Origin of the sequence: Desnuesiella massiliensis (assembly GCF_001403615.1) — a bacterium.
Lineage (GTDB): Bacteria > Bacillota > Clostridia > Clostridiales > Clostridiaceae > Desnuesiella > Desnuesiella massiliensis.
In genome coordinates, this window is the sequence record NZ_LN879457.1 from 1,559,856 (window position 1) to 1,573,479 (window position 13,624).

The 13,624-nt window shown below is 32.0% G+C and carries 8 protein-coding genes and 1 other annotated feature; of the genes, 3 read left to right on the forward strand and 5 right to left on the reverse strand.

Annotated features, from left to right (window positions below; translation table 11 throughout):
• Positions 1-11 precede the first annotated feature (11 nt).
• Together BN2665_RS25245 and BN2665_RS25250 are read left to right on the forward strand one after the other, a co-directional pair.
• Complete coding sequence (locus BN2665_RS25245) at positions 12-4,082, forward strand: AMP-binding protein (protein WP_055669841.1); 4,071 nt, start codon at positions 12-14, stop codon at positions 4,080-4,082.
• A gap of 243 nt (positions 4,083-4,325) precedes the next feature.
• Positions 4,326-5,705, forward strand: a complete 1,380-nt coding sequence (locus BN2665_RS25250; protein ID WP_055669842.1) for an MATE family efflux transporter — start codon at positions 4,326-4,328, stop codon at positions 5,703-5,705.
• A gap of 64 nt (positions 5,706-5,769) precedes the next feature.
• On the opposite strand, the gene BN2665_RS25255 is transcribed toward BN2665_RS25250, so the two are convergent.
• Entirely contained in the window at positions 5,770-6,774 is a 1,005-nt protein-coding gene (locus BN2665_RS25255) for a Gfo/Idh/MocA family protein (RefSeq protein ID WP_055669843.1), read from the reverse strand.
• A gap of 229 nt (positions 6,775-7,003) precedes the next feature.
• Here BN2665_RS25255 and coaW point away from each other — a divergent pair, with 229 nt between their 5' ends.
• Positions 7,004-7,816 carry a type II pantothenate kinase gene (gene coaW, locus BN2665_RS25260; protein WP_055669844.1) on the forward strand — a complete coding sequence of 271 codons (813 nt, stop codon included), beginning with the start codon at positions 7,004-7,006 and terminating at the stop codon, positions 7,814-7,816.
• Positions 7,817-7,873: 57 nt separating this feature from the next.
• Here coaW and BN2665_RS25265 read toward each other — a convergent pair whose 3' ends face one another.
• The 4 genes from BN2665_RS25265 to BN2665_RS25280 all read right to left on the reverse strand — a co-directional run bounded on the left by BN2665_RS25265 (position 7,874) and on the right by BN2665_RS25280 (position 13,562).
• Positions 7,874-10,273, reverse strand: coding sequence for a valine--tRNA ligase (locus BN2665_RS25265; protein WP_055669845.1), 2,400 nt, complete (start codon positions 10,271-10,273; stop codon positions 7,874-7,876).
• 127 nt (positions 10,274-10,400) lie between these two features.
• Positions 10,401-10,653 (reverse strand) — a binding site (T-box leader).
• Between the two features lie 74 nt (positions 10,654-10,727).
• Positions 10,728-11,498 carry an ABC transporter ATP-binding protein gene (locus BN2665_RS25270; RefSeq protein WP_055669846.1) on the reverse strand — a complete coding sequence of 257 codons (771 nt, stop codon included), beginning with the start codon at positions 11,496-11,498 and terminating at the stop codon, positions 10,728-10,730.
• Positions 11,499-11,509: 11 nt separating this feature from the next.
• The gene (locus BN2665_RS25275; RefSeq protein ID WP_055669847.1) at positions 11,510-12,772 is read right to left on the reverse strand and encodes a hypothetical protein; all 1,263 of its coding nucleotides are present in this window, start codon (positions 12,770-12,772) and stop codon (positions 11,510-11,512) included.
• Positions 12,773-13,046: 274 nt separating this feature from the next.
• Positions 13,047-13,562: a YdeI/OmpD-associated family protein gene (locus tag BN2665_RS25280; RefSeq protein WP_341452808.1), complete on the reverse strand. Its 516-nt coding sequence runs from the start codon at positions 13,560-13,562 to the stop codon at positions 13,047-13,049.
• Positions 13,563-13,624: the final 62 nt, after the last annotated feature.

The following is a 13,624-nucleotide window of genomic DNA, read 5'->3' on the forward strand; positions in this document are numbered from 1 at the left end:
GAGTGAAGGTATTGATTAAATATTTGAATGATGCTCAAAAAAGCATTTATAGCCTGCAGCAAGCTCACCCTCATAACTGTGCTTTTAATCTATGTGCTTTCTATCCCTTAGATAATGACATTGATATTGACAGCATTCAAAAAATACTCAACAAATTACTTTATGAAAATCCATTGTTGAGATTCTATACAGAAGATGGAGTAACCTTTAATGAAATTGAATATAAATATGTTTACTTTGAAACTATAGAATCTATGCAACCAATCAATATTCTTTGTGAAAACTTAGTAACTGTTCCCTTCGATTTATGCAAGGGGCCCTTATATAATTTTAAGATAGTTTTAAATAATAATAAGCCTATATATGTAATTTTGCTATTCCATCACATAATTCTAGATGGTTATAGTATGTCTCTTATTGGTAAGTATATTTATAACTGCTTAGCTCATGAAAATTATAGTTTTCAGCCAAGTTCCATACTACATCATAATAAAAAGGACGAAGAGTTTTGGACACACTTAATTCCTACTATCCCTGATACCCCCTATATAAAAACCCCTATGATTAATTCCTATAAAGCCAAAAGATTATCAAAAGAATTTAATAGTTATATTATTGATAGCGCAACTAGATTATCTACTAAAACAAAAGCTCATATTAGCTCAATCTTCCTAGCCTCCATAGGCCTTTCTATTTATTATCTCACTAGTAATAATAATCTATGCATTGGTTGCTTAACTCATGGTAGGTGGATAGAAAATAGAAATAGCCTTGGAGTATATATTAATAAACTCCCTGTAATTCTTGATTATAATACCGATATCAGTTCCTTGAACTATATAAAAGGGGTAAACAGCAAATGGAAGCTTAGTTTAAGACATAGCAAGTATAGTTATGAGCAACTTCAAAATGAAGTTAATAAGCTGCGTGGCACTTTTATACCTATTACAGATATAGTTTTTTCCTACCATCCAGCATCCTTTGAGTTAACCCCTTTAAAGCTAAGTGCCAAAACAAGCTGGATTTTTAGCGGAGAGCAGCTAAACTCCCTATCCTTCCATGTAATTGAAAGAAGCAATGAAGACCATACCACTAATTATGATCTGTTAATAGATTATAATACTGAAATGTATGATAGTTATGAAATAGAAGAATTATATGCCACTATAGTTCAAGTTATTAAGGAAATAGACTGTAATAATCCTGATACTTTACTTCATGATTTAGATTATCTAGGAAAAGTTAGATATGATAACCTTGTAAATATAAGTAGAGGCCAACCTATTCCTTTAAACAAGCCTTTGAACTTTATAGAATGGTTTAATAGCATTGTGAAGCTATATCCTGATAAAATTGCTTTAATATATAAAGATAGACAATATAGCTACAGGGAATTAGAAAATTTAAGTTCTATTGTAGCAAGTAATCTTAAAAATTTAGAAATAGTTAAAGGGCATATAATCCCTATTCTATTTACCAGAGGAGAAGAAGCCATAATTTCTATACTAGCTATATTAAAGCTAGGAGCTACTTTTCTTCCTCTAGATGAAAAGACACCTATTATAAGTTTATCTGCTATTCTAGAAGAAGTTAAAGCTCAATATCTAATCACAAATACAAATGTTACTCTAGAAAATTGGCAAGGTAGAGCACTGTATTATGAAACTCTAATCCACAATTGCATGGATTATGATTCCACATTATGCACTGATTTAACTGGGGATGATTTAGCTTACATTATATATACCTCTGGATCCACAGGCAAAGCTAAGGGTGTTATGATAAGCCATAAACAATGGTGCTCCATGGCTCATAGCTGGGGCAAAGTTTATAGTTTAAATAATGATGATGTGGTTCTTCAAGTGGCTCCCTTTTCCTTCGATGTATTTGTAAGCGACATAGCTAAAGCCTTTTTATATGGTGGAACCTTGGCTGTTGCCTCTAGTGATCACAAGCTTTCTCCTAAGCTATTATATAACTATGCCCTAAAGTGCAGGGTAACTATTATAGACACTCTGCCAGACATTATATACGCAGTAGCAAAAATTGCATTTAGGAGCAATAGCTTTGGTTCTATAAGATTATTAATCTTAGGAGCAAAGCCCCCTATAAAGTCTGAGTTTGAGGAGTTGTCAACAAAGCTTAAAGATAAAATACTGATATATAACAGCTATGGAGTAACAGAAGCTTGTGTGGATAGCTGTATATATTTAGGAAAAAATATAAAAGAAGGTCCTATTCCTATAGGCAAGCCTCTTCCCAATGTAAATTGTTATGTCTTTGGAAAATATGGTTTAATCCCTAAGGGCTATGCAGGTATGCTATATATAGGCGGCGTAGGGGTATCCTTAGGGTATATTCATGACTCTAATAGTAAATTTATAGCTCACAAGGATTTTGGATACTTATATAACACAGGAGACATGGTTAAATGGAATAATGAAGAAGAGTTGGTGTGGCTAGGTCGCTATGATAATGAAGTTAAAATTTCTGGCGTCAGAGTGAATCTAAACCTCATAGAGGAAGCCATTCTTAGCTTACCTTATATAGAAGAGGCCGTAGTTACAATAAACGACCTAAATACAAAATCGGAGTTAATCGGTTATTATGTATCAACACAAGACATACATCCTATACAGTTAAGAGAAGACTTAAAGAGTATATTGCCCTATTATATGATACCAAGGCATATTATAAAGGTAGCTGATATTCCTAGGGGAGCTAACGAAAAAGCTGACATAGCATTGCTAAGAAAAATTTATACCATACAAGCACAAACTAATAGTATTTCCTTGGAAAATGCTGGTGTAGCAGCAACAATAATAAAGGAGCTTGAAAATTTAGGTCTTGATAATATTAGCTTGAATGAAGATATTTTTAGCCAGGGTTTAGATTCCTTAATGCTCTTTTCTCTTATTTCTAACTTAGAAGACTCTGGTATAGTTATAAACCCTGAAGATCTGTTTACTTATCCTACTATTAATAAGCTTAGCAGCTATATAGCTTCCCTTAAGGATACTAAAGCTATAGTAGCAACTGACTTTGCCCCTAATAGAAATCTTAAACTACATGATAATATAATAGAAGATACCCCTAGAGATATTAGTATCATACTTCTCACAGGTGCTACAGGCTTCCTTGGCATAAATTTGCTTCATAGCCTATTACATTCAACAGATTCCACAATATACTGCATTCTGAGAGATACGTCTATAGATGAGGGCTTTAACCGCTTAGAGAAAATATATAGATGCCATCATAACGAATCTCTTAAGTGCTATAGATATAGGATTCATATTGTCCTAGGGGACTTAAGTGTTCCTGATTTAAATATATCTAAGAACTATCAGGAAAAACTTCTAAACATAATCAGCTGCGTAATTCACTGTGGCGCTTATACCAAGTATTATGGCGATCCTTCCTTGATAAATAGAATAAATGTAGATAGTAACCGTAGTCTAGCCAGGCTTTGTTCTATACATAACATTCCTATATATTATATCTCTACATTAAGTACGGGACTAAATTTAAAAGAGGGCATAAACCAGTATGTCCACAGCAAAAGGGCTGCTGAAGATATTATCTCCGGGGCTAGTCCTCATAATATGATAATAAGATTAGGAAACCTTATTCCAAGAGAAAAGAGTAAATTTATTGGGAATCCCCTTGATAATGCAATGTATCAAAGAATTAAATATATCTGTAGTATAGGTTTTGTTCCAAAAGAACTTCTTAATCTTTGTATAGACTGGACCTTTGTAGACTACGCAGCTGCATCTGTTGTTAACGCTATAAGAACCGAGAGTAAAAATGCATTAATAGAAATTGTTCAATATGGCGGCCTAACCCTTGAGAAGCTTATGAATATACTTAATGATATAAGTTATAATATATCTGAAATGCCAATGAAGCTTTGGTTAAATAACTTTAGCTCAGGTATTGGCGCTCTAATGAATTATGAGCTTCAAAAGTATTTGATTGAAGGAAATATTCAATACAGCCATGAACTAAAGAAAAATTATATGTTCACTGAACCTTTAAATTTACAAGAGATTAAAGAAGCACTTAAAAAGCTTTTATAATTAAAATTGACTAATTAATGATAAAACTCAAAGCCTGTATTTAATTTCTATACAGGCTTAATTACTTTTTGTGAAATTTTAGTTATGATCTCCTACCATATATCTGAATATTTGTATATATTATTATAATTCATATACTATTTGTAATTTTATTAGAAATAGTGTAAAGTAAGCTTTGTAAACGGGCTGTTTAAATCAGCCGCTTTTATTATAACATTTATTTTATGTTAAGGAGAGATACAAATGAAAAATAAGCAATTAGAAGAGGATAGCATTTTAAGCCTGCTTCTAAAATTTTCATTACCTGCTATTGTGGGTATGTTGGTTCAATCTACCTATAATATTGTAGATAGAATTTTTATAGGTAGATATTTAGGTGCTATTGCATTATCTGGAGTAGGTGTAGCCTATCCCGTTATGACTATCACCAATGCCTTTGGTATGTTTGTTAGTATGGGTACTGCTGCTCGTATATCAATAGCTCTGGGAAAAGGAGACAAAGCTAAAGCTGAGAAAATTCTTGGCAACGCTTTTATTTTAGTGCTTTTTTTTGCTTTTATTCTTACTATTTTAGGACTCATATTTATTAATCCAATATTAATAGCCTTTGGCGGAAATGAAGTTACCCTTCCTTATGCAAAGGATTATCTGCACATTATCCTAGTAGGTACCATAGTGCAAAATTTAAGTATAGGCTTGAACCGTTCAATTGCCGCAGAAGGCAATCCAAAGCTTTCTATGTATACCATGCTTATTGGTGCGGTGGTAAATACTATATTAGATCCTATATTTATATTCTATTTTAATATGGGTGTTAAAGGGGCAGCCTATGCTACTGTTATATCTCAGATAATAAGTACTATTTGGGTTCTATATCACTTTACAAGTTCCAGAAGTATTGTGAAGCTTAAGCCATCCAATATAAGAGTAAATATTAAAATAGTTTTAAGTATACTTTCCATTGGAATGTCTCCCTTTGCAATGAATATTGCTGCAAGCGTAGTTCAATTACTATATAATGTAAACTTATCTCAATATGGCGATTATACGTACATAGCTGCTTACAGCATCATTAATAGCATAATACTAATATTTATCACTCCCATATTCGGCATAAATCAAGGTGCGCAGCCAATCATAGGATACAACTATGGTGCTAAAAATTATGATAGAGTAAAGAAAGCTATAACCTTATCTTCTTTAGGCGCTACATTGCTTATGGTATTGGCTTTTTGTATAATTCAACTTTTCCCTCAGCAAATAATTCATATATTTGATAAGGACAACGAAAGTCTGCTCCAAATAACTACCGAGGGAATTAGGTTGGTAACCTTAACGCTTCCTATAATAGGCATCCAAATGACTATTTCAAACACCTTTCAAGCTATGGGGAAAGCATGGGTTTCCATGTTTCTTGCGCTTTTAAGACAAGTTATAATACTAATACCTTTGATTATATTTCTTCCTAAATGGTATGGAGTAAAGGGAATTTGGTTAAGCACTCCAATTTCAGATGCGGCGGCTGCTCTGATAACAGCATATTATATGATTAACTTATATAAAGACTTAAGAAAAAAAGATATAACTAAAAATTTAAAAGCTACTGAACTACAAGTTGGGTAATAAACAAGCTATGATATAAGGCATCCTTTTATTAAAATAGGATGCCTTCAACATTTATATTTTATTAGTTCTCTTTATTATCTGCTGGGAAAACTAAGCCTATCTGTTTTCTTACCTCATCCATGATCTCCATTACCCACTGAGAAATTTGGAGAGAGTTATAACTAGAATCCGTATCATCTTCCTTTATTAAGGCTATAAACTTTTCTATTTCATAGCACATATCCTCTTCAATATGAGCTTGAGACAAATCTTCTTCTCTTCCATCTCTAAATATTATCTTTGCTTTTTCAAATTTATTGATTTTCTCAATTATTATGTTTCCATCTTCTCCTTGTATTTCAGAAGATAAATTTGAATTGGTTATCTTTGAATATATAGCTATTCCATCCATGTCCTCATATTTAAACAATATGCTTCCTTCTCCATCCACCCCAGAGGCAAGCATTATGGCATTTGCTTTTATTTCCTTTGGTTTGCCAAATAAATTTACCATAGGATGAATACAATAAACCCCTATATCCATTAAAGCACCATTAGATAACTCAGGCTTAAAAGCGTTTAAAATTACGCCTTCTTTATATTTATCGTATCTTGAAGAATATTGACAATAACATCCAAAGTATCTTCTCACCTTACCTATTCTATGTAAATTTTCTTTAACTGCTTTGAAGGTAGGAGTCTCTTCCGTCTTCATAGCTTCCATCAAAATAACATTATTCTTTTTAGCGGTTTCTATCATTTTTTGAACCTCTTTTACATTGGAAGCAAAAGCCTTTTCACATAACACGTGTTTTTTATGGTTTAAGAATAAAATTGTCTGCTCCGCATGAAGAGCATTAGGAGATGCAATATAAACTGCATCAATGACATCACTTTTAGCCATCTCCTCTAAATCTGTAAAAATATTCTTTACATTATATTTCTCTGCAAAAGCTTTTCCTTTTTCTTCACTTCTTGAATAAACTGCTGTTAAAACAAACTCCTTCACATTAGCAGCACCTTGCAAAAACCATTGTGTAATATTATTTGTTCCTATAACACCAAATCTTATAACTCTATCATTCATTTCAGTTTTTCTCCTTTAATACATATATTTAGTTTTACTATGATTTTTGTACTATAAAAAAATTGTATAGTAATTTATAGATAATTACCATAGAAATTTAACTATAAATATATATCTATCTTTCATTTTATGTACAAAAAATATATTCAAAATACAAATAAAGGTATATACTACAAATTAAGAAAACTCTATTTTGTGAAGATACCTTAAGTAAAGGAGCTGGATTTGAATGAATAAGATTATAGGTATAGATATAGGCGGAAGCACTACAAAGGTGGTGGGTATTTACAATAATGAAATATTTAGTCCCTTATTAGTAAAAGCAGATGATCCTTTAGCTTCTGTATACGGAGCCTTAGGGAAATTTTTAAATATGAATAATCTCACTCTTCCTAACATAGAGAGAATAATGCTTACTGGTGTAGGTTCCTCCCATCTAAAGGATTTAATCCATGGCATTCCTGCCATTAAGGTAGATGAGTTTAAAGCTATAGGTCTGGGTGGACTTTATCTTAGCGGCTTAAAGGAAGCTATTGTTGTAAGCATGGGAACTGGTACTGCCATAGTGAAAGCTAGCGGAAATGATGTGGTTCATATAGGAGGTACAGGCATTGGAGGTGGAACACTGCTAGGTTTGTCTTATAAAATGCTAAATATCCGTAACTTCAACGACCTAGTTACCATTGCTGAACAAGGCAATCTTAGCAATGTAGATTTAACCATAGGTGATGTACATACAAACAATATAGAAGGCTTTCTACCTGAAACTACTATGGCGAACTTTGGAAAACTCAATGACCTAGCTTCAAAAGAGGATATAGCCTTGGGCATAATAAATCTTGTGCTTCAATCTATAGGAATGCTAGCGGTATTTGCTACTAATATTTGCTCAATAAAAGATATAGTTCTTACAGGAAATTTATCAAAAATACCTCAAGCTAGAAGTATTTTTAATCTATTTGAAACCATGTTCCCTGTAAAATTCCATATACCTAATCATTCAGAATTTGTAACAGCTATTGGTGCTGCTATAACAAAATAATTATTTAAAAATTGTAGAGCAGCTCCATTGGAACTGCTCTATTCTATCTTTTTAGCTCTATATAATTTCAATACCATAGTCTTTGCTTATATTAATCTTAATATTATCAGCCCAAGTACAAGCCTTGATATCCTTTAAAGTCTTTTCTAAATAGCGATTTTGATTTTCTGGTATATTTATAATGATGCTATCTAAGCTCTCTTTTAGTGAAAGATTTTTTTCTGATTTATATTTTCTCACCTCTCCTACCATATCTTTAATGGTTTCTCCAAAACATAAGATATCTTCATCCTCACATTGATGTTTTGCACTCCATTGCAGCATATGGATGGATTCTAGCTTCTCAAAGGTTATAAAATATGATTGATAGATCTCTTCTGTAATATGAGGTACATATATTGCATATAGCTTTAAAAGCTCTAAAAGTACATTATACAAAGTACATTGAGCTGACAGCCTTTCTTTAACTCCATGTATTTCTGGTTTGTACAGTCTATCCTTTACTATTTCAACATAATTATCACAGAAATCATTCCAAAAGAAATCATCTATCTCATGTTTTGCAAGACCTACTTCGTACCGGTTTAAATATTCTATTGCTTTAGCTTCTACCACTCTCAATTTTTCAAGTATCCATTTATCAATGGGCATAATTTCTTTTATTTCTTCTCCTTTATAATCCTGAAGCTGCATTATACAAAAGCTTGAGGCATTCCAAAGCTTTGTTAAAAACCTTTTTGACGTTCTTAGTTCATCTTCAGAAAACATAGTGTCCGTTCCAAGCTTTGCGGAGGCTGCCCAGTATCTTATAGCATCTGCTGAATATTTTTCTACCAATGTCTTAGGAGATAAGGATGAGTTATTCTTTGACTTGCTTATTTTTTCTCCCTTCTTAGCTAAAACAAATCCACATACCATAATATCTTTCCAAGGGATAGTTCCTGTATGAAATAAACTTCTTACAATTGTATAAAAAGCCCAGGTCCTTATAATCTCATGAGCTTGCGTTCTCATACTCATAGGAAGGATTTTCTTACACATATCCTCTTCAGTACCCCATTTCCCATTTATTAAGGGAGTTAAAGAGGAGGTTGCCCAGGTATCAAGCACAGCTGTTTCTGGAGTAAATTTTATACTACCGCAGCTGCAGCTTAATGAAGGCTTCTTCTCCATAGGATTTATGGGTAGCTCCTCCTCTTTAGCCAATATGGTACTTCCACATTCATCGCAGTACCAAACAGGAAAAGGTATTCCAAAATATCTCTGCCTTGATATGCACCAATCCCATTTAAGATTCTCTACCCAGGTTTTATATCGATTTTTCATTGAGGCTGGATACCAGTTTATTTCGTCTGCAGCTTTTAAATATTGCTCCCTATTACTCAATATATCAAAATACCATTGCTTAGAGGGCATTATTTCTACTGCCTTTCCACACCTTTCATGAACAGAAACCGTATGAGTTATTACTTCACTTTTTCTTAATAAATTACTTTCTTTTAAAAGTTCTATTATCTTTTCCCTTGCATTTAAAACCTTTAAATCTCCTATTAATGGAACCTGAGAGGCTATTTTACCATTAGCTTCAATAACTTTCCTATAAGGAAGCTTATGCTTCTCATACCACTCAACATCTGTTGTATCTCCAAAGGTTGCACACATTACAACCCCTGTGCCCTTGTCTAAGCTTACCTTTTCATCTGATAATATTGGTATTTCATAGTTATACAAAGGAACTAAGGCCTTCTTCCCTATATACCTTAAATATCTGCTATCCTCTGGGTTTATAAATAGACATACACATCCATAAAGTAGCTCTGGTCTTGTTGTAGCAACCAGCAATTCTTCCCCCTCTACTAAAAATGGCACATAATTAAAAGTCGTCTCTTTATCTATAGTTTCAAGCTTAGCCTGAGCTATAGAGGTTTGGCAGGTGGTGCACCATAAAACCGGCGATTCTTTTATATAAGCTTTATCAGCCTTTGCCATTTCTATAAAGGATTTTTGAGATACTTTTTCTATCCTTGAATTTATCGTTTCATATTGAAGCTCCCAATCTACGCTAAAACCCATAGATAGCCAAAGTTCTCTAAATTCATCTTCATATCCCTTGGTTATAGATAGACATCTCTCAATAAATTCCTCCCTTGGCATATCTACTGCTCTTATATTCTCTTCCTTTTCTACAAGTCTTTCTGTTGGTAATCCATTATCATCAAAGCCGAAGGGATAGAATACATTTTTCCCCTGCATCCTTTGAAACCTTGCTATCATTTCCGCTTGAGTATAAGAGAATATATGTCCTATATGAAGACTTCCACTTACTGTAGGCGGTGGTGTATCTATAGAAAAGGTTTCTTTTTCACTTTTAAAATCATATTTATATATATTTAAGTCTCTCCAATGCAGCTGCCATTTTTTTTCTGATTCTATTGGGTTATATTTTCTATTTAGCATAATTTATACCTCCTAATAATAAAATTAATATCTATTTCCATACCTTGGCGCCCTGGTTGCAAATAAAATATTCTTTAACAGTGTTATATAAATATTTATTATAAATAAAAAACCCTTCGTCCTAATATAATAGGACGAAGGGTGAATCTCCGTGGTACCACCTAACTTTGTACAAATGTACACTCTCTTAATAGTACGGGCATCCATGCCGATACTACCTCTCTTTTAACGGTGAGAACTCCGATAAAGCCTACTCTCTCAGAAGATTTCGGTTTATTGCTCCAAGGCTACCTTCATCACATCCATCATAGGAAATTTCCACCAACATTCCTTCTCTTTATTTCAGGGTAGTGACTACTCCTCCTCATCAACGCATTATAATTTAATTTTTCTATATAATATCAATATTATTATATGCTGTCAATAGATACTTATACTGTATTTTTAAAAGTTTTTATTTTATAATACTTTCAAATAAATTTTGTGATTCTTTTGAGGTAATCTCTACAATTTTATAAAAAAACTCTTTCTGGGTTAAATCTCCTCTCTCTATAGTCTCATCTATCTTTCCATCCCTTAAAAATAAAAGCTTTTTAGCGTAGCTTGCTATCATTGAATCATGAGTAACCATTATTATGGTTATGCCTTCTTTTTCATTAAGCTCCTTAAGTAGCTTTAATAGTTCATGAGAATTCTTTGTATCTAAATTTCCTGTAGGCTCATCTGCAACTATCATTTTAGGCTCTGTAATTAAGGCTCTTGCTGCTGCAGCTCTCTGACTTTCCCCTCCTGAGCATTCCACTGGAAATTTATCTAATATTTCAGAAATACTAAGCTTTTCCGCCATATTCTCTACTTTTTTATTTATTTCACTCTCTGCTTTATCAGCTAAGGCTAAAGGTACACCAATATTTTCTCTTATAGTTAAAGAATCTATAAGATTAAACTCTTGAAAAATAAATCCTAACCTCTCATATCTAAACCTTCCAAGATCAAATTCATTTATTTTAAGTATATTTACCTTGTCAATTTCTACTACACCTTTCGTTGGCATGTCTATGGTAGATAATACATTTAAAAGTGTTGACTTGCCGGAACCAGATGGTCCCATTATACATATATAGTCACCCTCATACACAGTTAAGCTTACACCATCTAAAGCTTTACCCTTACTTTTATAACCATAAATTTTAATTATGTCCTTTGCTAATACTATCTCTTTCATAGTAATCCCCCTTATAAAGACCCCAATATTAACTTTTTATATGCTCTATAAGTTATTATTGCTGTCACTACAAATGTAATTATAAATATACCTAGCAACACTAAAGCTGATGCTATTGAAATAATACCTATCTTTCCATAAGTAATTAGTAACACCAGTATGTGTACCAATGGAACGCCTATAGTTATACAATAAAACATTTCTATTTCTTCTCTAATTATTTTTTTAATCTGCTCCTCGCTATAGCCTAATATATTAAGTTGTTTAAAGGACTTTTTTCTATTTACTGCTTCAATTATGACTTTATATATGATAATCAATGACATAAATATCATAATAACTACATAAGAGAACATACTCATGGCTTTTAGCTGAGAAACCTTACTATAGCTTCCTATAAGGCTAATGAATAAGACACTGGATATGGCGAGGATTATTACTAAAAAATTAGTTTTTCTTAATGAATAATTTAAATTGCTAAAGGATATTAATTTCAGCTTATGACTAATATATTTTTTCTTCTTTATGTTCCCTATTTTATATGGAATATAGTATTGTATAACTCCTTGTGCTCCATATACTCCTATGGTTATCACAAGAAAAATAAAAAAAATACTATCCTCACCTAAATTTGCCGGCACTAAAAGTATTGGTATTAAATATATAATTAAGTACATAACTGCAAATTTAAAACTTTTTTTGTCAGGTGTATATAGTTGCTTCTCTACAGCAAGTAGGTCTTTAATATCCTTTTTATATGCATATCCCGCATTTACTAAAACTAGAAAGAAAACTTCCATAGCTATGACTGCTATGGTACATACGAATCCTTGCATAGAAAATATCCACACGCTATCGCTTATTCCTAATATTTTGTACATCATCAAAATAAATGTTGGCATTATACTTATACCTATTAATAACCCTAAGGGGAGAGCTATTATCATAATTATAAAGGTCTGATAAAGCAACAGCTCTATTAATCTATATATAGATATGCCACTCAAGCTTACTATAGATAGCCCTTTCGCCTTACCCATAATAAAATAAGAGTTGCAGAAAAATACAAAAAGTATGGCTATGAAAATAATCCCTAACGCCTCCATTTTATATATCATTGAATAATTACTATCAATTACGCTGAAATTACTGTTAAACATTATATTAAAAAAGTTAAATATCACTGCTGTAGAAAAAATTATTGATATTACATATAAAACACAGCGTTTTAAATCAGCTTTAAGCATCCTTAACCCAAAATTATATAATCCCATATACTATTTCTCCCATTATAACCTTATATTGTATTGTTATAATATTATATCATTATGCTGTAAATAATATGTATTTTTTCATTCTATCTCAATAAATTTTCGAGTTATATTTGCAGTCAATTGTAGCTATAAAAAATAAAGGAGATATCCTTCTAAAAGATACTCTCCTTTATTACTATTAAATTATCTCATTGTCCTACAAGAGCTTCTATATCATTACTCTATGCACAAAACCTGCATAGAGTAATGAGGTATATAAACATACTAATTTATTTTAAATCTTTATACCATCTTCTAATTTAATAATAGCCTCCTGTATACGCTTTTCTCTAGTTTCTGCTTTCTTAGCTGAGGTTATCCATTGAAAGTATTTGCGTTGGTTTGAATAAGATAGACTTTCATAAAATTCTAGTGCCGCCTTATTTTTTTCTAGTTCATTCTTAAAATCTTCTGGTAATTCTATAATGCGATCCTCTTCATCTTTTTCTATTTCCACTAGAATTGTATCCCCAGGTCCTTTACCTATTTTATTTCTTAGCTCTTTTGTTATCCCTAATATATAACAAGGCATTCCCATTTTCACTATAGATCCTCTATACTCAGCTCCATCAAAATAAGCTTTTACCTTTACTCTCTTTGCACCAAACTCCTTTTCGACATCAAAGGGAATTTCAACAAAGGTAGCATCTTTATCTCCATGGTTTTTTATTATAGCATTGAACTTATAACTCAGTGTAATCCACTCCTTACAATCTTTATGATTAATACTATCATATTTTAATAAAAAAATACTATGGTAACTATTATATCTTAATAAAGTTTACCATAGCCTGCTTACTTTTTATTTAATTA

Excerpts from the sequence above, each read along its gene's own strand:
- BN2665_RS25250 (WP_055669842.1), top strand. The coding sequence starts at position 4,326 with ATGAAAAATAAGCAATTAGAAGAGGATAGCATTTTAAGCCTGCTTCTA.
- BN2665_RS25255 (WP_055669843.1), bottom strand. The coding sequence starts at position 6,774 with ATGAATGATAGAGTTATAAGATTTGGTGTTATAGGAACAAATAATATT.
- coaW (WP_055669844.1), top strand. The coding sequence starts at position 7,004 with ATGAATAAGATTATAGGTATAGATATAGGCGGAAGCACTACAAAGGTG.
- BN2665_RS25265 (WP_055669845.1), bottom strand. The coding sequence starts at position 10,273 with ATGCTAAATAGAAAATATAACCCAATAGAATCAGAAAAAAAATGGCAG.
- BN2665_RS25270 (WP_055669846.1), bottom strand. The coding sequence starts at position 11,498 with ATGAAAGAGATAGTATTAGCAAAGGACATAATTAAAATTTATGGTTAT.
- BN2665_RS25275 (WP_055669847.1), bottom strand. The coding sequence starts at position 12,772 with ATGGGATTATATAATTTTGGGTTAAGGATGCTTAAAGCTGATTTAAAA.